Origin of the sequence: Streptomyces ferrugineus (assembly GCF_015160855.1) — a bacterium.
Taxonomy (GTDB): Bacteria; Actinomycetota; Actinomycetes; order Streptomycetales; family Streptomycetaceae; genus Streptomyces; species Streptomyces ferrugineus.
In genome coordinates this window covers 8,322,792-8,341,643 of the sequence record NZ_CP063373.1, presented here as the reverse complement: position 1 = coordinate 8,341,643, position 18,852 = coordinate 8,322,792, and the positions used below count along the sequence as shown (strand labels likewise).

The 18,852-nt window shown below is 71.6% G+C and carries 18 protein-coding genes and 1 pseudogene; 7 read left to right on the top strand and 12 right to left on the bottom strand.

Features of this window, described 5'->3' with window-relative positions; all coding sequences use genetic code 11:
- Window positions 1-43: 43 nt before the first annotated feature.
- Entirely contained in the window at window positions 44-832 is a 789-nt protein-coding gene (locus IM697_RS37055; protein ID WP_194040745.1) for a protein phosphatase 2C domain-containing protein, read from the bottom strand.
- A gap of 417 nt (window positions 833-1,249) precedes the next feature.
- Here IM697_RS37055 and IM697_RS37050 point away from each other — a divergent pair, with 417 nt between their 5' ends.
- The 5 genes from IM697_RS37050 to IM697_RS37030 are packed head-to-tail and all read left to right on the top strand — an operon-like array spanning window position 1,250 to window position 7,073.
- Window positions 1,250-4,279, top strand: a complete 3,030-nt coding sequence (locus IM697_RS37050; RefSeq protein ID WP_228044313.1) for a nitrate- and nitrite sensing domain-containing protein — start codon at window positions 1,250-1,252, stop codon at window positions 4,277-4,279.
- The gene (locus tag IM697_RS37045; protein ID WP_194040741.1) at window positions 4,276-4,779 is read left to right on the top strand and encodes a roadblock/LC7 domain-containing protein; all 504 of its coding nucleotides are present in this window, start codon (window positions 4,276-4,278) and stop codon (window positions 4,777-4,779) included. Before IM697_RS37050 ends, IM697_RS37045 begins: the two co-directional genes overlap by 4 nt.
- Window positions 4,776-5,213 carry a DUF742 domain-containing protein gene (locus IM697_RS37040; RefSeq protein WP_194040739.1) on the top strand — a complete coding sequence of 146 codons (438 nt, stop codon included), beginning with the start codon at window positions 4,776-4,778 and terminating at the stop codon, window positions 5,211-5,213. The genes IM697_RS37045 and IM697_RS37040 overlap by 4 nt, the downstream gene beginning before the upstream one ends.
- On the top strand, window positions 5,194-5,805 hold the full coding sequence (locus IM697_RS37035; protein ID WP_194040737.1) for a GTP-binding protein: 612 nt from the start codon (window positions 5,194-5,196) through the stop codon (window positions 5,803-5,805). The genes IM697_RS37040 and IM697_RS37035 overlap by 20 nt, the downstream gene beginning before the upstream one ends.
- Before the next feature lie 14 nt (window positions 5,806-5,819).
- On the top strand, window positions 5,820-7,073 hold the full coding sequence (locus IM697_RS37030; protein ID WP_194040735.1) for a styrene monooxygenase/indole monooxygenase family protein: 1,254 nt from the start codon (window positions 5,820-5,822) through the stop codon (window positions 7,071-7,073).
- Here the strand turns inward: IM697_RS37030 and IM697_RS37025 are convergent.
- The 4 genes from IM697_RS37025 to IM697_RS37010 all read right to left on the bottom strand — a co-directional run bounded on the left by IM697_RS37025 (window position 6,991) and on the right by IM697_RS37010 (window position 10,394).
- A complete protein-coding gene (locus tag IM697_RS37025; RefSeq protein WP_194040733.1) occupies window positions 6,991-8,124 on the bottom strand; it encodes a C40 family peptidase in 1,134 nt (377 codons plus the stop codon). The two genes, IM697_RS37030 and IM697_RS37025, sit on opposite strands and share 83 nt — an antisense overlap.
- Before the next feature lie 99 nt (window positions 8,125-8,223).
- The gene (locus IM697_RS37020) at window positions 8,224-8,538 is read right to left on the bottom strand and encodes a hypothetical protein (RefSeq protein ID WP_194040731.1); all 315 of its coding nucleotides are present in this window, start codon (window positions 8,536-8,538) and stop codon (window positions 8,224-8,226) included.
- A 10-nt stretch (window positions 8,539-8,548) separates the two neighbouring features.
- Entirely contained in the window at window positions 8,549-9,202 is a 654-nt protein-coding gene (locus tag IM697_RS37015; RefSeq protein WP_194040729.1) for a TetR/AcrR family transcriptional regulator, read from the bottom strand.
- Window positions 9,203-9,455: 253 nt separating this feature from the next.
- On the bottom strand, window positions 9,456-10,394 hold the full coding sequence (locus IM697_RS37010; RefSeq protein WP_194040727.1) for an AurF N-oxygenase family protein: 939 nt from the start codon (window positions 10,392-10,394) through the stop codon (window positions 9,456-9,458).
- Window positions 10,395-10,483: 89 nt separating this feature from the next.
- On the opposite strand from IM697_RS37010, the gene IM697_RS37005 reads away from it, so the two are divergent.
- Window positions 10,484-11,590: a ferritin-like domain-containing protein gene (locus IM697_RS37005; RefSeq protein WP_194040725.1), complete on the top strand. Its 1,107-nt coding sequence runs from the start codon at window positions 10,484-10,486 to the stop codon at window positions 11,588-11,590.
- Between the two features lie 12 nt (window positions 11,591-11,602).
- Here IM697_RS37005 and IM697_RS37000 read toward each other — a convergent pair.
- The 7 genes and pseudogenes from IM697_RS37000 to IM697_RS36970 all read right to left on the bottom strand — a co-directional run bounded on the left by IM697_RS37000 (window position 11,603) and on the right by IM697_RS36970 (window position 17,916).
- Window positions 11,603-11,876 (bottom strand): annotated as a pseudogene (locus tag IM697_RS37000) (DUF3291 domain-containing protein).
- A 78-nt stretch (window positions 11,877-11,954) separates the two neighbouring features.
- Complete coding sequence (locus tag IM697_RS36995; protein ID WP_194040723.1) at window positions 11,955-13,430, bottom strand: penicillin-binding transpeptidase domain-containing protein; 1,476 nt, start codon at window positions 13,428-13,430, stop codon at window positions 11,955-11,957.
- Window positions 13,427-14,845: an FtsW/RodA/SpoVE family cell cycle protein gene (locus IM697_RS36990; protein WP_194040721.1), complete on the bottom strand. Its 1,419-nt coding sequence runs from the start codon at window positions 14,843-14,845 to the stop codon at window positions 13,427-13,429. The genes IM697_RS36995 and IM697_RS36990 overlap by 4 nt, the downstream gene beginning before the upstream one ends.
- Before the next feature lie 43 nt (window positions 14,846-14,888).
- Window positions 14,889-15,239 carry an SH3 domain-containing protein gene (locus tag IM697_RS36985; protein ID WP_194040719.1) on the bottom strand — a complete coding sequence of 117 codons (351 nt, stop codon included), beginning with the start codon at window positions 15,237-15,239 and terminating at the stop codon, window positions 14,889-14,891.
- Between the two features lie 105 nt (window positions 15,240-15,344).
- Window positions 15,345-16,580 (bottom strand): sensor histidine kinase, encoded by a 1,236-nt coding sequence (locus tag IM697_RS36980; RefSeq protein WP_194040717.1) that lies wholly within the window; start codon window positions 16,578-16,580, stop codon window positions 15,345-15,347.
- A complete protein-coding gene (locus tag IM697_RS36975) occupies window positions 16,577-17,320 on the bottom strand; it encodes a hypothetical protein (RefSeq protein ID WP_194040715.1) in 744 nt (247 codons plus the stop codon). The genes IM697_RS36980 and IM697_RS36975 overlap by 4 nt, the downstream gene beginning before the upstream one ends.
- Window positions 17,321-17,409: 89 nt before the next feature.
- Complete coding sequence (locus IM697_RS36970; protein ID WP_194040713.1) at window positions 17,410-17,916, bottom strand: protein-tyrosine phosphatase family protein; 507 nt, start codon at window positions 17,914-17,916, stop codon at window positions 17,410-17,412.
- A gap of 114 nt (window positions 17,917-18,030) precedes the next feature.
- Here IM697_RS36970 and IM697_RS36965 point away from each other — a divergent pair, with 114 nt between their 5' ends.
- Window positions 18,031-18,840 (top strand): nuclease-related domain-containing protein, encoded by an 810-nt coding sequence (locus IM697_RS36965; protein ID WP_194040711.1) that lies wholly within the window; start codon window positions 18,031-18,033, stop codon window positions 18,838-18,840.
- The last annotated feature ends 12 nt before the right edge of the window (window positions 18,841-18,852 follow it).

Sequence of the window (18,852 nt, the reverse complement as noted above, 5' to 3'; positions counted from 1 at the left end):
GGTCCCCCGCGCGGACGACGCCGCTTCCGCCGCAGGCCTGGGCTCACAGCTCCACGTGCACGACCGTCGCATCGTCGTGCGTCTTGCCGCGCCGCAGATACGTCCGCTCCCGCGCGTCGGCCAGCTCCAGCTCCCGTACCCGGTCCACCAGCGCCCGCGCGCCCTCCTTGCGTACGAAGGTGAAGCAGTCGGCCCAGTCGCCCTCCCGGAACTTCTCCACCCACCGGGTCGCCCCGTCCGTCAGAGCGGTCAGCGTCCGCACCTCGGCGCGCGGCAGCACCCCCGTCACCGCCCGTGCCGCCACCGACGGATCCGCGGCCGCCGTGAAGAAGCCGCCCTCCTTGTTGCGGACGTGGGCGTCGATCACGGCGTCCGTGGCCAGGGAGGCGCGGGGGAGGCGGGACAGCCGGTCGTCCAGGTAGGGCGTGACCGTGCCGTCCGGCGACTCCGCCAGCAGGGTCGAGTCCGAGAGGATCAGGTACTCCACCGACCGCGCCGACCAGCGCGCCAGGACCACCGTTGCCTGTGGGGTGCGTGGGTGAGAAAGGTCACAGGTTTCCCGGTGTGCGTCAGCGGTACGCGAGATGGCGCGGGCCAGGGCTTCGGAGAGGGGAACATCGGGGAGTGAAACGGTCAGTTCGGTCAGGGCTCCGCCGAGTCGCGCGGTGAACCAGTGGACGGAATGCAGACAGCCCGTCTCGCCCCTCGGTGGGGTCACTCCGTCCAGGACCACCAGCGCGCCGCCCTGTCCCGAGGCGGGAAGGCCGACACCGGCGAAGTCCTCGTTGGGGCGGGCCGGATCGCCGGGCTCCGAAACAAGCTCTGTTCGCATCCGGCCAGTCTGCACGAGCCCTTCACACAGTTCGCGAAGGGGCCGCATCGGTCGCCCAATCGGTACGGCCGCGCAGGTCAGGCGCCTGATTTGAGGTGGAATGGCAGGCTCCGGACGGGCGTGGCGGCGAATATTGCCATCGCCCGCCGCAGACGTCCAACCGGCCCGCCGCGCAAGGCATGTGCGGGCGCCGGAGGAACTTGCCCGCCAACTCCCCTCCGGGGTTCACTCCTTCGGGTGGCGGGTCGGGTGATGCGCGACCGTTGCCCACCGGCACTGGGAGGGTCGGGGACCGGTGAGGGCACCCCCTGCTCGAGCCAAGTCGAGAGCTTGGGGGAGGGGTGTGCGTACCGTCGACGGAAGTTGACGGGGCGTCATCCGGACCATGGGTATCACGAGTCAGGAATGCGAGCACCGGTGCAGAAGATGCGGCCACGTCGCTCAGGCAAGAAGACGGCCTCCGCAGGGGGCGCCCAGCCCACTCCCGGCACCGCCCCCGACACCACACCCGCGGGCAAGGGGCGCCCGACCCACGTACGCAACCGGCTGATCGTGGCCGTGGCGGTGGTCGCCGCCGCCATCGCGGGCGCCGGTGTCCCCTCGGTCGTCGCCGCCTCCGGGCAACTGCACGACGCGCAGCAGTTGGTGACCCTCGCCGAACAGACCGAGAACGCGCTCACCCTCGCCCACTCCCTGGCCGACGAGCGCGACGAGGTCACCTCCTACGTCGCCGCCGGCCGCCCCAGGTCCAAGGCGCCCAGCGAACAGCGCAGCACCCGCGTCGACCGACAGGTCGAGGAACTGCGCGCCGACACCGACACCCCCGCCTCGCTGCGCGACGACCTCGACGGCATCGCCGCCCTGCGCAGGGCGGCGCTCACCGGCAAGAGCACGGCGCTGCAGTCGCACGACGCCTACTCCGCCGCCATCACCGAACTGCACCGGCTCGCCGAGCGGCTGGCCGAGCAGCTGCCGCCCCGCGCGGGCGCCGGCGCCCACGCGCTGGCCGAGCTGGACACCGCCGTCCAGCAGGCCGCCGCCGCCCGCGGGCTGCTGCTCGCCGCGCTCAGCGTGCCGACCACCACCGAGACCGTCATCGACCCGATCACCGGCATCGCGTCGACCCAGGAGACCTCCTCGGACGCCGACGCCAAGCAGCGCGCCGCGCTCAGCGCCGCCGCCCAGCAGGCCCGGGTGCGCTCCGACGCCGCACTCGCCGACTTCCGCGACACCGCGCCCAAGTCCGCGCGGACCTCCTACGACTCCACGGTCACCGGCCCCGAGGTCGACACCGCCGAGCGGTACCTGACCTCCCTCACCGACCAGGCCACGCTCTCCGACCGGGACCTGGCCACCGACACCGAGCGCGCCGAGGCCGCCCTCTCCGCCCGCGTCGACCTGATGCGCGGCGCCGAGTCCGCCCTCTACGACCGCCGCACCAAGGCCCTGGAGCAGCTCCGCGACGACGACGTCACCGCGCTGGAGATCCGCATCGCGATCCTCGGCGCCCTGATGCTGCTCGCCGTCGGCGTCGCCACCGGCATGGCCCGCAGCCTCACCCGCCCCCTCGCCGTCCTCCGCCTCGGTTCCGCGCGGCTCGCCCGGGCCGAGGACCCGGCGGCCGAGGAGCCCGTCAGGTTCACCGGCCGCAAGGACGAGTTCGCCCAGGTCGTGGACTCCGTCAACGCCCTGCACGCCCACGCCGTCGCCCTCCACGAGCGCATCACCACCCTGGAGTCCGACCGCAAGCACCTGGTCGGGCAGCGCCAGAAGATGGCCGACGCCCGCGAGGGGCTGCGCACCGAACTCGCCGAGTCCGCCGCCCAGCTGGAGCGACTGCGCGACAGCATCGGCAGCACCTTCGTCAACCTCGCCCTGCGCACCCTGGGCCTGGTCGAGCGGCAGCTCGGTGTCATCGAGGCCCTGGAAGAGCGCGAACAGGACCCCGAGCGCCTCGCGACCCTCTTCAAGCTCGACCACTTCGCCACGGTCATGCGCCGCCACAGCGAGAACCTCCTCGTGCTGGCCGGCACCGAGCATGTCCAGCAGCACGCGGGACCGGTCCCGCTCGTCGACGTCGTCCGCGCGGCGGTCAGCGAGATCGAGCGGTACGAGCGCGTGCGCATCGCCGCGTTGCCGCCGCACGCGCAGGTGGCGGGCTTCGCGGCCGACGACCTCTCCCACCTCCTGGCCGAGCTGATGGAGAACGCGACGTCGTTCTCCCCGCCCGACCTGCCCGTCGAGGTCTCCGGCTGGCTGCTGGAGAACGGCGAGGTGATGCTCTCCGTGCAGGACGAGGGCATCGGGATGACCGGCGAGCGCCTGACCCGCCTCAACGCCCGCCTCGCCGACTTCGACCCCGAGGCCTCCTACGACCAGGAGGGCGACGACGGTCTGGGCCTCGGCCTCTACGTCGTCGCCCGTCTCGCCCACCGCCACGGCATCCGCGTCCAGCTCCGCGATCAGAAGCAGGGCGGCATCGCCGCGGTCGCGGTCCTGCCCAAGGGCCTGTTGGCACCGGCCCCCACCGCAGCGGTCCCCGCGGACGCCCCGCACCACGCCTTCTCCCTGCCCGGCGCCGACGCGGAGGCCAACTCCAACGTCCTGCGCGGCCGCGCGAAGAACGCCGACCCGCTGGTGGAGCTGGCGGAGAAGGCCGTGGAGGAGACCGGGGCCGAGCCGGAGCAGGAGCGCGAGCATCCCGCCGAGACGACCATGGAACTGCTACTCCCGACCCAGCCGACGACGGAGGCCCCGACGCAGCCGTCGACGGAAGCCTCGGCACAGCCGTCGGTGGGGGCCCCGGTGCAGCCGAGGACGGAGGCCTCGGCGCAGCCGGAGGTGGGGGCCCCGGTGCAGCCGAGGACGGAGGTCCCGGCGCAGCCGGAGGTGGGGGCCCCGGTGCAGCCGAGGACGGAGGTCCCGGCGCAGCCGTCGGTGGGAGCCCCGGCGCAGCCGACGACGGAGGCCCCGGCGCAACCGACGGAGACCCCGACGCAGCCGCCGGTGGAAATCCCGGCGAAGCCGATGGCCGCGATTCCGGCGCAGTCGAGCGACGGACCCGCGGCCGCCGACGGCGGGGACGCCCCACAGGGGCCACCCGCACCCGACGACGAAAGTCGCACGGGCGGTGCGGGTGGGAACAGTCCCGCCGAAGGCGAAGCCGAGGCGGAGCACACCCGTGCCCCGGACGAGGAGCAGCTCACCGACAAGGGCCTGCCCAAGCGCACCCCGAAGATCACCGCACCCGCCCAGGCCCCGCGCCGGCAGACCACCGGCGTGGACGCCGAAGCCCTCCGCAGAAGGCTCGGCGGCTTCCGTCGCGGCGCGGAGGCCGGCCACCGCGACGTACAGGCGGAGATCGCCGAGCAGACCGGCCAGAACCAGACACCGAGCACGGAATCCGAAGCAGCCACGGGGGGCACAGTCGAGGAGGCAAGCAGTTGACCGCGCCCAGTACCTTCGGACTGAGCAGTGAAGCCCGCAACCTGCACTGGTTGCTGACGAATCTGGTCGAGGAGGTGCCGGGCATCCAGTCGGTCGCCGTCGTCTCCTCCGACGGCCTGCTCCTCCTCTCCTCCGATCAGGCACGCAACGAGGAAGCCCGCGAGCCGAAGGGCGACCGGCCCACCGGACCCCGCGGCTCCTCCGCCGACCTCGCCACCGTCGTCTCCGGCATCGGCAGCCTCACCATCGGCGCCGCCAGGCTGATGGAGTTCGGCGGCGTGAAGCACACGATGGTCGCGATGGACGAGGGCAGCCTGTTCGTGATGTCCATCAGCGACGGCTCGCTGCTCGGTGTGCACGGCTCCGCGGACTGCGACATGAGCGTCGTGGCGTACCATATGGCGCTCTTCGTCGGCCGCGCCGGCCACGTCCTCACCCCAGAGCTCCGCAGCGAGCTACGGAAGTCCCTCGAGGCCGCGTCGGCAGGGAGTACCCGATGAGCAACGCCCCGAAGAAACCGCAGAACAGGCCCCAGCTCCCCGTCCGCGGCGGCGACCGCAGGCCCGCCCGCGTACGCCCCTACTCGCTCACCGGCGGCCGTACCCGCTTCGGCCACGTCCTGCTCGTCGAGACGATCGTCGGCAGCACGGCAGCGCTGGCGGCCCCCGAGGAGCGCAAGGAACTGACGAATGGTTCCCTCACCACCCGGGTGATGCCGGAGATGCGGGCCATCGTCGAACTGTGCCGCCGTATGCGCACGGTGGCCGAGATCGCCGCGCTGCTGAAGATGCCGCTCGGTGTGGTCCGCGTGCTGCTCAGCGACCTCGCGGACCAGGGAAAGATCCGTGTGTACGGCACCGGCACCGGTCACGGCACCGGCCGTCCGGACCGCGCTCTGCTCGAAAGGGTGCTGAGTGGACTCCGTCGTCTCTGAAGACACCAACGAGGACCTGAAGTCCTGGCAGACGGACCGCACCCGGGCGCCCATCGCCACGAAGATAGTGGTGGCGGGTGGCTTCGGGGTCGGCAAGACCACGCTGGTCACCGCCGTCTCGGAGATCACGCCCCTGCAGACCGAGGCGCTGATGACCGAGGCGAGCGAGGACACCGACGACCTCACCTCGACGCCCGGCAAGCTGACCACCACCGTGGCCATGGACTTCGGCCGCATCACGCTCGACGACGACCTGGTGCTCTATCTGTTCGGCACGCCGGGCCAGCAGCGGTTCTGGTTCATGTGGGACGACATCGTGCGGGGCGCGATCGGTGCGGTCGTCCTCGCGGACACCCGGCGGCTGAAGGACAGCTTTCCCGCGCTGGACTACTTCGAGAGCTGTGGGCTGCCCTACGTGGTCGCGGTCAACCACTTCGACGGCAGTGAGCGCTTCGAACCGGAGGACGTGCGAGAGGCGTTGACGATCCCCGCGCACATACCTGTAATGATCATGGATGCGCGGCGGCGGATCTCGGTGATCGAGACCCTGCTGTCCCTCGTCGGCCACGCACTGGACGTCACCCCCGAGTAGGAGAACACCCCCGCATGCGGAAGATACTCGTCGTCGGAGCCGGCCAGTCCGGACTCCAGCTCGCCCTCGGACTCCAGTCGAACGGGTACGAGGTCACCCTGATGTCCAACCGGACGGCGGACGAGATCCGCACCGGCCGGGTCATGTCCACGCAGTGCATGTTCCACACCGCCCTGCAGCACGAGCGCGATCTCCAGCTGAACTTCTGGGAGTCCCAGGCCCCGAAGATCGAGGGGCTCGGCGTCTCGGTGGCGGGCCCCGGCTCCTGGGGCGAGGGCCCCGCGGCGCGCGCCATCGACTGGCTGGGCCACCTCGACGGGTTCGCGCAGTCCGTGGACCAGCGGGTGAAGATGGCCGGCTGGATGGAGACGTTCGCCCAGCGCGGCGGACAGCTCGTCATCCACGGCGCGGCGGTCGGCGACCTCGACTACTTCTCGCGTACCTACGACCTGGTGCTGGTGTCGGCGGGCAAGGGTGAGCTGGTCCAGATGTTCGGCCGGGACCCGGAGCGTTCCCCGTACAGCGAGCCGCAGCGGGCGCTGGCCGTGTCGTACGTCCACGGAATGGGCCCGCGTCCGGAGCACCCGGACACCGAGGCCGTCCGCTGCAATCTCGTCCCCGGCGTCGGCGAGCTGTTCGTCATGCCGTGTCTGACCACCTCCGGGCGCGCCGACATCCTGTTCTGGGAGGGCATACCCGGCGGCCCGCTCGACGTCTTCGACGGGGTGAAGGACCCGGCGGAGCACCTCTCGCTGACCCTGGGACTCATGGAGAAGTACACGCCGTGGGAGTACGCCCGGGCGAGGGAGGTCGAGCTCACCGACGCCGGCGGTGTGCTCAGCGGGCGGTACGCGCCGACGGTGCGCAACCCGGTGGGGCGGCTGCCCGGCGGCGGTCTCGTGCTGGGCGTGGCGGACGTCGTCGTGGCCAACGACCCCATCACCGGCCAGGGCTCCAACTCGGCCGCCAAGTGCGCGGCCGCCTACCTCGCCTCGATCCTGGAGCACGGGGACAAGGAGTTCGACGAGGACTGGATGCGGGCCACGTTCGACCGGTACTGGGCCACCGCGCAGCATGTCACCAAGTGGACCAACGCCATGCTGGCGCCGCCGCCGGAGCACATCCTGGGCCTGATCGGGGCGGCCGGTCAGCTGCCGCCCGTGGCCGATCGCTTCGCGAACGGCTTCAACGATCCTGCTGACTTCGAGAACTTCTTTTATGAGCCCGAGAAGACCGCGGCGTATCTCGCTGAGGTTTCCGGGGCCTGACCTCCGGGCGTACGGCCCCCAGGACCGGGTTCGACGCGATCGGGGAGATCTTGATCTTCTCTCCGGTCCGCGGGGCCTGGACCACCTTGCCCTTGCCCAGGTACAGGGCCACGTGGGTGGCGTCCGGGAAGTAGACGACCAGGTCGCCGGGGCGCAGTTCGGTGAGCGGAACGCGCTTGAGCTTCGCCCACTGCTCCTGGCTGGTACGGGGGATGCGGGTGCCCGCGTGGGCCCAGGCCTTGGACGTCAGCCCTGAGCAGTCGTAGGACTTCGGGCCCTCCGCACCCCACTTGTACGGCTTCCCGAGCTGTCTCTTGGCGTAGCGGATCGCCCGGGCGCTCTCGCGGGACGGCTTGTGGTCGTCGTGTGCGAGGGCGCCCGAGGCCAGGAACGCCCGCTGGGCCTTCGCGGTGTCCTTCTTCTCCAGTTCGGCCAGCGCGGTGAGCTGTTCGGCGGTCAGGGAGGCGAGGAGTTCCTCCACCCCCTTGAGGCGCTGGTGTACGGCGTCCCGGTTCTTCTTCTGGCGTTCCGCGAGGGCGAGTTGGGTGTCCAGGGCCTTGCGGGCCTTGCGGGCCAGCTCGGCGGCCTTGCGTTCGGTGCCGGTCAGACGGCCGACCGTCGCCGCGCGCTCGCGTGCCAGTCGGCCGATGACATGGCCCTGGTCGAGGGCGTGCTGGGGGTCCTGGGCCAGGAGCAGGCGTACGTACGGCGAGATGTCGGTGGAGTTCTGGTACTGCTGGCGGGCCAGGCGGCCGGCGGCACCGCGGCTGTCGTGCAGGGAGAGCCGGGCGCGGGTCAGGGCGGTGTCCAGGCGGGTCACCTCGGTGCGCTGCTTCTTCAGCTTCTCCTCGGTGGCGTTGTAGGTCTCCGTGGCCTGTTCGGCCTGTCGGTACAGGCGCTGAAGGTCTGTCAGCAGCTCTGCCGTGGACCGGCTTTGGGGTTTGAGGGGAACGGGGACCGCGGGCGCCGTGGGGGCCGCCGTCGCGGGGGCGGGCGCGAGGAGTGTGGCGGCTGCCGCCGTACACGCCAGACGCAGAAGCCTTCCTGACATGTCATCACCTCCGATGCGGGGCGCTTTGCTCCGCATCGTGAGCATGTGTCGGAGGGGGCGGGTTCGCGCGGTAGGTGTGCGCGGTTCGGCGCAGTCGCGTCACTCGTCCGGGTCGTGCGGCTTGCCAGGCGGCGTGGCGTCCGGCGTGGTGTCCGGTTTGGACCACGGCCAGTTCAGGCGGCGGGCGTGCCTGCCCTCGGGGTCGTACTCGTACTTCCAGCGCTGGGTGAGGCCGGTGCGGGGGCCCTGCTTGCGGGGGACGCGGCGGTAGACGAGGACCGTGGGCGGGCCGCCGTGCGGGTCGGGGACCGGGATGCGGTACGTCTTGGGCGGGTGGCCGGTGATGCCCAGCAGGACCGGCAGGACGCGGCCGTCCATGGGGCCGCCCTCGAAGGGGGTGTCTTCGCTCTTCACCGCAACAGTGTCACTCGTCGGCCGTGAGCCGCTGGGCCAGGGCGGCCGTCTGGGGGTCTCGGGCCGCCGTGACGGCGAGCGTGGCCTCGAACTGTTCGACCAGCCAGTCCCGTAGGTCGTCCCTCGGAGGCTGCTTGCCCTCGTCCAGCCAGATCAGGGAGGCCGCCTCGACCGCCGTGATCCACATCCGGACGGTCATACGGAGGTGGCGGCCGGGGTCGGTGACGTCCAGGTGGCTGAGGATGTGCTCGGCCGCGGCGCGGCGCACTCCGTCCACTATGGCCGTGGTGCGGGAGGTCTCCACGACGCTGCCGCCCTGGAGCAGGGCGCTGAATCCGGTGTCGTGCTCGTCGACGAAGGTGAGGTAGCGGTCGAGGGCGCGGGCGAGGCGGGGGAGGAGGGGGCCGTCGCGGGGTTCGTCGAAGCAGTGCCGGAGTTCCTCGGCGGCGGAGCGCAGGGCGGCCTCGTAGAGCTGCTGCTTGCCGCCGGGGAAGTAGCGGTACACCAGGGGGCGGGAGACGCCGGCCGCCTCCGCCACGTCGTCCAGGGACACATCCTCGGGGGTGCGGTGGGCGAAGAGGGTGAGGGCGGCGTTGAGGAGCTGGGTGCGGCGCTCCTCGACGCTGAGGCGACGGTAGGCGGGGGTGGCGGCCGAGGGCGTCATGACCAGCAGCGTAGTCGGGGGGTTGCTCCCGTGGGATGCCTGCGGCGGCCTGCGCGGGTGCGGTGGGGGTGCGCGTGGCGCCAACGGTTGTGTTGGGGGCGGGGCCGCGCCGGGGGGTGTCCGTCCTCGGTCGGGCGGCTCGGTGTCTCAAAGGGGTGCCCTGCGTTGACGCCCGCCGCTGCGGGCGGACACCCCCCGGCACGTCCCCTCCCCGCCGTACGCGAGTGCCGGTCCGTGGGGGTTCGCGGCCGAGCTACGCGAGCAGGCCCGACGACCTCCACAGGCGGCGGCCCACTCCGCGCAGCACGCCTATGTCGTCCAGGAAGTCGGTGAGGCGCCTGGCCCCTGTCTGCATGACCTCGCGGCGGTGGGCACTGGCCTTGACCTGCGCCATCGCCTCGCGCTTGTCCAGCCCTACGTTCGTGTAGACCTCGGGGTTGACGAAGGCCACGGAGAAGACGCGGGCGAACTCGCCGGAGGTGACGCGGGTGAATTCCTGGGACCACCTCGGGGCCGTCACCATCTGGCGGCGCAGTTCCTCGCGGGCGTAGCGGACGTGGCGGGCCTCCTCGACCACGTGGATGCGGGTGACGCCGCGGATGAGGGGCTGGATCCGTTCGTCGGGGAAGGTCAGGCGCTGCATCCAGTCGAGGACCTCCTCGCCGAGGAGGGTGGCCGTGAAGGAGCCGGGGGTGGTGGAGATTGTCTTGAACAGGCGGCCGAGGTTCTGGTGGACGCGGCCGACGGGGTACCAGGGGGTGTCGCCGTGGGAGATCAGCCGGGCGAACATCTTGGAGTGGCGGCACTCGTCCTCGATCTCGGTGAGTGCGTAGCGGACATGGGCGCTTGTCGCTGATTTGTCGTAGATGTGGCGCACCAGGAGCTGCATGAGGATGATCTCGAACCAGATGCCCAGGGAGGCGAGGGCGGCGGCCTCGTGCTGGGAGAGCAGGATGCGCTGCTCCTCGCTCATGCGCTTCCACAGGGGCGTGTCGTAGAGCGAGACCAGCTCCGGGGGCCAGAACCACTTGCCCTCCTCGAAGGGCGCGTCCCAGTCCAGCTCCTTGTCCGGGTCGAAGCTGTGCTTCGCGGAGGAGGCCAGGAGGCGTTCGGCCACCTGTTCGCGGTCCTTGAGCAGGCCGAGGGCATCGCGCAGGCCGGTGAGCGCGTCGGCTTCCGTCAGCGTCGTCATGTGCTTATGAGACTGCCTGTCAGCAAGGTCGTCAATCCCTTGCGCAAGACTTGTTGACCCCGCGTCTACTACGTGTGAGCCTGCGGGGCATGCCGACACAGGACCTGTACGCAGGCGATCCGGGAGAACCTCTCTGGCAGGTGCCCGCGGCCGGCGCGGCCCGCTTCAGCTGGGAGTACGACGACGGGCGCGACCGGCTGCTGGCGCTGTACCAGAAGGGCAAGGACAAGCAGTGGGACGGGCAGAGAAGGATCGACTGGGATCTGGAGGTCGATCCGTTCGACGCGCTCGGTACGCCGGAGGAGGCGATGGCGCTCTACGGGACGCCGTACTGGGCGAGGATGAGCGAACGGGAGCGGGGCGAGCTGCGGCGGCACTACGCGTCCTGGCAGTTCAGCCAGTTTCTGCACGGTGAGCAGGGCGCGATGATCTGTGCGGCGCGGATCGTGGAGTCGGTTCCGGATATGGACGCGAAGTTCTATTCGGCGACGCAGACGATGGACGAGGCGCGGCACGCGGAGATCTACGGGCGTTTTCTGCACGAGAAGATCGGGATGGTCTATCCGATCAACGACAATCTGCAGTCGTTGCTGGGTGACACGCTGCGCGACAGCCGGTGGGACATGCCGTACCTCGGTATGCAGGTGCTGATCGAGGGGCTCGCGCTGGCCGCGTTCGGCATGATCCGGGACACCACCAACAAGCCGCTGCCCAAGCAGATCCTGGCCTATGTGATGCAGGACGAGGCGCGGCACGTGGCCTTCGGGCGGATGGCGCTCAGGGACTACTACAAGCAGTTGACCGATGCCGAACTCCGTGAGCGGGAGGAGTTCGTCATCGAGGGCTGCTATCTGATGCGGGACCGGCTGCGGGGGGTCGAGGTTCTGGAGAACTTCGGCATTCCGAGGGCCGAGGCGGAGGAGATCAGCGAGCGGTCCGAGTTTCTGCAGTTGTTCCGGCGGCTGCTCTTCTCGCGCATCGTCCCTTGTGTGAAGGACATCGGGCTGTGGGGCAAGCGGCTTCAGCAGGCCTATGTCGACATGGGGGTGTTCGAGATGGGCGACTCCAATCTGGATCTGCTGATGGCTCAGGACGAGGAGATCGCCGAGAAGCTCGACGCCGAGCGGTTCGCGGCGGAGGAGCGGGAGCGAGTGGCGGAGGTGGAGCAGGCGATCGAGGGGGGTGCGGAAGGCTGATGGCCGGTTGTCCTACGCCGAGCAGCCCAGTCCCTCCGGCACCTCGCCCAGTACGGGCTCCGCCCCCTGCGGCGGGTACGACGTGCGCAGGGTGAAGGCGTACGGCGTCGGGCCGTTGGTGCGCAGGTGGAGGAGACGGGACTCGGCCTCGGCCACCGTGGGGCGGTGGCCCGCGGGGACCCAGCATCTCGCGGTGACGGCCCTGGTACATGTACGCGGTAAGGGCGTTCGTGTCCCGCCACACCGTCAGGTTGATGATCAGCCACTCGTCGCCGAAGACGCTCACGTCCGTCGCGTCGCCGGAGTCGTCCTTCAGCCGCCAGACGAATCCGTCCGGCTCAGAGCGTGGTCGTGGTTGCCCTCGTCAACCTCCCTTCCGCGCCGGTGACTTCAGCACCGCCTCCATCACCGCGCGGGCGATCGGCGCGGCGTCCCCGCCCCCGCTGATCTCGCCCCGGTCCGCGGCCGCGTCCTCCACCACCACCGCGACCGCCACCTTGGGCTCCAGGTCGCGGTCGCCCTTGGCCCAGGAGACGAACCAGGCGTACGGCGTACCGGAGTTGCCCAGGCCGTGCTGGGCCGTGCCGGTCTTGCCGCCCACCGTCGCGCCGGGGATCCAGGCGTTGGTGCCGGTGCCCTCCCGCACCACGTCCACCATCATTTCCTTCATGAGCCTCGCGGTCGACGGGCGCATCGCCTGCCGGCTCGGGCGGGACCCGGCCGTCGCCACCGTGGCGCCGCCCTCCCGGGTCGTGCGCTCCACCAGATACGGCGAGCGCACCTGGCCGCCGTTCGCCACGGCCGCCGCGACCATCGCCATCTGCAGCGGGGTCGCACGCGTGTTGTACTGCCCGATCGACGACAGGGCGAGCTGCGCCTTGTCGACCTTGGTGTCGAAGGTGCTCTCGGCGACCGAGAACGGGATCCTCAGGTCGGCGTCGTTGAAGCCGAAGGCGCCCGCCGTCGCCGCCATGCGGTCCACCCCCACCTGGACGCCCAGGCGCGCGAACACCGTGTTGCACGACCACTCGAACGCCTTGCGCAGCGGGGCGTTCTCGCAGCCCTCGGACTCGTTGGTCAGCGAGGTCCGGGTGCCCGGCAGGGTGTACGGGTCCGGGGAGTCGGTCTTGTCGTCCAGGTCCTCGACCACGCCCGCGTCCAGCGCCGCGGCCGCCGTGACCACCTTGAAGGTCGAACCCGGCGGATACGTCTTGCGCACGGCCCGGTTGAGTATCGGCTTGTCGGCGTCGCGGTTCAGGGACGACCAGGAACGGGTCACCGACGCGCCGTTCCCGGACAGCGCCGACGGGTCGTAGGACGGGGCCGAGACCAGGGCCAGGACGCGGCCCGTCGACGGTTCGATCGCCGCCACCGCGCCCTTGCGGCCGGCCAGCCCCTCGTACGCCGCCTCCTGCGCGGCCCTGCGCAGCGTGGTGACGACGTCGCCGCCGGGGTAGCGGTCGCGGGCGACGCCGTTCCACAGCGCGAACGGCGACAGCAGCGGGTCCGTGCCCGCGAGGACGCCGTCCTCGGCGTGCTCCAGGAGCGTCGTGCCGTACTCCTGCGAGGCGAAGCCGGTGACGGGCGCGTACATCGGGCCGTTGGTGTACGTCCGCTCGTAGCGCAGGTGCTCGCCGGTGTCGTGGGAGCCGGTGACCGGTTCGCCGTCGACCAGGATGTCGCCGCGCGGCTGGCCGTAACGGGCGATCGTGGTGCGGCGGTTGGCGATGTTGTCATCGTAGGACGGGGCCTCGAACAGCTGGATGCGGGTGGCGTTGACCAGCAGCGCGACCAGCAGCAGGGCGCAGAAGAAGGCGGCGTGCCGGATGTGCCGGGTCATCGGGCGGTCTCCATGTGCTTGTCCTGTGGTGTCGGTGCGGCACTCTCCTCGCCCTTGGGCACGCCGAGCCGGCTGCGCGCCCTGTCGCTCACCCGGATCAGCAGCGCCACGATCGCCCAGTTGGTGACCACCGAGGAGCCGCCCTGTGCCAGGAACGGCATCGCCATGCCGGTCAGCGGGATCAGGCCGGTCACCCCGCCCGCGATCACGAACACCTGGAGCGCCACGATCGAGGCCAGCCCCACCGCGAGCAGCCGGCCGAAGGAGTCGCGCAGGGCGAGGCCGGCCCGGTAGCCGCGCTCCACCAGCAGGCCGTAGAGGATGAAGAGGGCGGACAGGCCCGCCAGGCCCAGCTCCTCGCCGGCCGTCGCCAGGATGAAGTCCGACTTGGCCGCGAAGCCGATCAGGATCGAGTGGCCGAGGCCCAGCCCCGTGCCGGTCAGGCCGCCGGCCGCGAAGGCGAACAGCGACTGGGACAGCTGGTTGGGGCCCTCGCCCGCCTCGATCGAGGCGAACGGGTGCTGCCAGTCCTCGACCCGGCCGTGCACATGCGGCTCCAACTCCCCGACGGCCACCGCGCCGAGCGCCGCCAGCAGCAGGCCGACGGCGATCCAGCCGGTGCGGCCGGTGGCGACGTACAGCAGGACCACGAACAGGCCGAAGAACAGCAGCGAGGTGCCGAGGTCGCGTTCCAGGACGAGGACGCCCACGCTCAGCAGCCAGATCGCGACGATCGGGCCGAGCACGCGACCGGTGGGCAGTTGGAGCCGGTCGATGCCGAGGACGCGCCGGCCCGTGTACGCCAGCGCGCTGCGGTTGGCGGCCAGATACGCCGCGAAGAACACCGCGAGCAGCACCTTCGCGAACTCGCCGGGCTGGATGGAGAATCCGGCGACCCGGATCCAGATGCGGGCGCCGTTCACCGACGGGAAGAAGATCGGCAGGGTGAGCAGGACGAGCGCGGCGACCACACAGACGTAGGAGTACCGCTGGAGCACACGGTGGTCGCGCAGGAGGAGGACCACCACGATGAACAGCGCCACTCCTAGCGTGGACCACACGAGTTGGGTGGGCGCCGCCCGGTCGCCCGGTGTCTCCAGGTCGAGCCGGTAGATCAGGACGAGGCCGATGCCGTTGAGCAGCACGCCGATCGGCAGCAGAAGGGGGTCCGCGCAGGGGGCGCGCAGGCGTACGGCCAGATGCGCTACCAGCGCGAGTACGCCGAGCCCGGCGCCGTAGCCGGCGGCGCCGGGCGGGACGGTGCCGCTGCGGGCGAGGCCGACCGCGCAGTAGCCGTACACGGAGAGCAGGACGGCCACGACGATGAGGGCCAGTTCGATGCCACGGCGCCGGGGGAGTGGTGCGGCGGGAGCGGGAGCGTCCGCTGCCACCAGGGTGGTTCCGGCCTTGGTCATGTCCGGAACCTACCCAAATAGTCTGTCTTGCGCGCCTTGTGGTTCAGCACCAGCGCGGCGAGTGCCGGGTCTCGATGTACCGGGCCGATCCCCAGGCCCAGGTGCCGTCGGCGAGGAGGTACCAGTGCCGGTTGCCCTGCACGCTCTGCCCCTTGGTCTTGCAGAAGATCCTGACGCGGTCCCCCCGGTGGACGGTCCGGATCACCTGGCTGCCCCGGTTGGGCGCACTGCGCAGCAGCAGGGTGCTCGCGGTGACGCGGCCGGGTGTGAACTCCTGGTCGTGGCCGCCGCCCCAGTCCCCACCTCCGTCATCGGCGACGGCGGGCGTGACGGCGGCCGCGGCGGCGAGTATGCCGGCGGATATGGATATGGCGAAGCGGGAGCGCAGAGCCATGTGGACCACCTCCAGGACAGCGGAACGAACCTGACTAACCGCCACATTAGGGGCCATATGGGTACTTCGCGCGTCCTAATGGGCCATAGGGGAAGCGCCCCGTCCCTATCGCAGGGTCAGTCGCGCGACGGCTCCACCGTCCACGGCGTTCGAGAACGACAACCGCGCCCCCAGCACCTCCGCCTGCCCCAGCGCGATGGTCAGCCCCAGGCCGTGCCCCTTGGCGCCGCCCTCCGTACGGAACCGCTGGGGTCCGTGCGCGACGAGGTAGTCGGGATAGCCGTCACCGTGATCGCGTACGGTGACCACCGGCCCGTCCACGGTCAGGGACACCGGTGTGCGCCCGTGCTTGTGCGCGTTGGCCACCAGGTTGCCCAGCACCCGCTCCAGCCGCCGCCGGTCGGTCTCCACCACGACGTCCCGCAGGACGACGACCTCGGTCTCGGTCCCGGACGCCCGCACCACCCGCTCGGCCAGTGCCCCGAGCGGCTCGCTGTCCGGCTCCGACCGCTCCCGCCCGCTGTCCAGCCGCGAGATCTCCAGCAGGTCCTCGGTCAGCGTGCGCAACGCGGCCACCCGGTCCCGCACCAGCTCCGTGGGCCGCCCCGGCGGCAGCAGCTCGGCCGCCGCGTGCAGCCCGGTCAGCGGAGTGCGCAGTTCGTGCGCCACGTCCGCCGTGAACCGCTGCTCGGCCAGCAGCTTGCTCTGCAGCGACGACGCCATCGAGTCCAGCGCGGCGGCGACCGCGGCCACCTCGTCCTGCGGCCGGGTTGCGTCGTTCGTACGGGGGTCGTCCACCCGGGCGTCCAGGTCGCCCCCGCTGATCCGCCGGGCCACCCGGGCCGTGGCGTGCAGCCGGCGCGTCACCCGCGTCACCGCGAACGCGCCCACCAGCACCGTCACGCCGATGGCCAGCCCCGACGACCACAGGATCGCCCGGTCGAGGCCCTCGATGGTGCGGGCCTGCTGCGAGTAGTCCACCTCGACCGCGAGGACCCGCTCATGGTCGGCCGGGCCCGCCGCCCACATCGTGGGACGGCCGTGGTGGTCGGCGACCATCGTGCCCCGGTCCCCGGCCCGCGCCAGATCCCGCAGTGCCCCGGGCAGCTCCGGCGGATCCAGGCCGACGCCGCGCCCGATCGGATCCCCGGCCTCGAACGCCGCCGTCGCGTCCGTCAGCCGGGACAGCGCGCGGTCGCGGGCCTGGCCGACGGTCTGGTTGGTCACCGAGACATGCACGAGGATGCCGAGCAGCGCGGCGAGCGCACAGCACATCACCGTGATGAAGACGGCCGCCTTCACGGCGAGCGTGCCCGCCCACTGGGGCAGCGCGAGCCTCATGGCGTGCTCGCGGAGGGGAAGGGGGAGACGGAGGGCGAGGGCGACGGCTGGTGCGTCTTCTTGCGTGATCCGGTGCGCAGCATCTCGTCGTGGGTCAGCAGCATCGCCTTCTGGTCCGCGTCCCACGTCCACTGGAGCCGGTACTCGTAGCCGGCCACCTCGGACGGCGAGCGTATGATCACCGACCGCCCGGCCAGCTCGACGCCGCTGATGGCGTCGTCCCAGCTCATCACCTGCATCAGCCGCTGCTTCTCCACGGTGTAGACGCGCACCGCGGTCGTCCGGCCGGGCAGCAGCCGGAAGCCCAGCGTCAGCTCGGGGCGCCCGTCGCCGGTCAGGTCCCGGTAGTACGGCTGGAGCACCGGGCACTGTCCGTGTCCGGCGCCGTCGCCGCACCGGTCCATCAGACGGCCGGTCTCGCGGTACTGCGCGGCGTCGCCCTCGTAGTCCCCGGGGCTCCTGGCCATCTCCTTGCGCACGACCGTCACCGGGTCCACGTCGCGGATGCCGCCCGGGGGGATGGTGACGCCCTTCACGACCTCCCGGACCACCTCGCCGATCTCATAGGCGGGCCGGGACGCCGGCGTCAGCTTCGGCCACAGCTTGTCCGGGCTGACCGCGGTCTCCGTCGGGCCCGCGCCCTGGAGTCCCCCGGCGTCACCGCAGGCCGTCGCGGCCGCCAGCAGCAGTGCGACGAGGGCACCGAGCGCGGTGGTGCGCGTGAGGCGGCGGCGGGGCACGGTTCTCCCGGGGTCTGGCTGGTGGTCGGCCCGTACACCCTATTCGTACGGAAGTCCTTTTTGCGCACCCGGTGGGCGGACGGGCGAAGTCACTCGGCGAGTTCCTCGAGGAGCCGCGCGGTCGACAGCCCGGCCCGGAGGTAGTCGACGAACAGGTCGTTGTGCAGGGCCCACGGAGAGCGGCGGGAGCGTATCAGCCGGATCGCCTGCTCGACGGAGTGGCTCCGGCGGACCAGGGCGTGGGCGACCACCAGGCCCGAGCGGTTGTACCCGTGATAGCAGCGGACGAGCACCCTGCGGCCCCCGTCCAGCGCCTCGCACGCCGCCTCCGCCAGCCGGATCACCCCGGCGAGCTGGGTGCCGTCCAGCGGCCCGTCCGGGATCGGCCACACATGGTGCTCGACGCCGGGATCGGGCCCGTGCCCGGGCAGGCGCAGCAGCGTCTGCACGAGATCGAACTCGTCCCGTACGACGGCGAACTCCAGTTGCCCCGTCCGGCCCCGGAACTCGTGCCCGCCCATCCACAGGCCGGGCACGACCTCGCTCCACGGGCTGTCCGGAGCAGGTACGTCGGGTTGCTTCCTGCGGGTACGCAACGGCGCCTCCCCAACCACCCCTCGCGGGGGGTCTGCCCAACTGCTCTCAAAGGTAACCGGGTTCTTGCCCCCGCAGCACCCCGCCTGTTCCCATGGTCAGTGGGGTGATGGTGCATGAGCGGACTGCGCGTCGTACCGACCTGGCGGCACGGCCAGGAACGGCTCTACGTCTGCCGGCGGGACGGGCACAACCTCGCCTGGTACGACCGTGAGGCGGGCCGGATCAACCTGCTCAGCGACGAGCGCAGGGAGGAGGTGCTGGAGGCGCTCGGCCCCTTCGTGACCGGCCCGGTGACGGTGGGCCCGCCCCCGGTGCCCACACCCGCCGAGCTGGCCCGGCTGACCCTGCATCCCGACGACGACCTCGCGCCCAACCGCCCCGGCGAGGCGCTGCTGATCTCCCTGGACCGGGACCCCGGCCCCGCGCACCGGCTGCGGCCCGACCCCCGGCGACGGGCGCTGGCGGCGGAGCAGACGGTCGGCGAGGCCCTGGACCGGCTGGACGGCGCGGGCTGGCACACGCTGCACTCGGTGCCGCTGCCCGGCGGCGACCGCATCCACCATCTGGTGATCGGGCCGGGCGGGCTGTTCGCGCTGCACACCCTGTACGCCCGTAAGCAGCGGGTCACCGTCGCCGACCCGTTGGTCTCCCTCGGCCGCCGCGACGGCCGCCCCCTGCTGCGCCGCGTCCGCGCCGACGCCGACCGCGCCTCCTACGCCCTGACCGCCGAGGTCCACCCCGTCCTCGCCCTCGTCGCCCCGGCCGACGTGACGATCACGTCCCCGCCGCTCAGGGAGGTACGGGTCCTGAAGGACACGGAGGTGCAGGGGCTGGCCCGCACGGGCGGGGTGCTGAAGCCGGCGGATGTGGAGGCGCTGCATGCCATGGCGCGGGACCGGAGGGTCTGGGGTACCGCCGGCTGAGTGCGCGGGTCG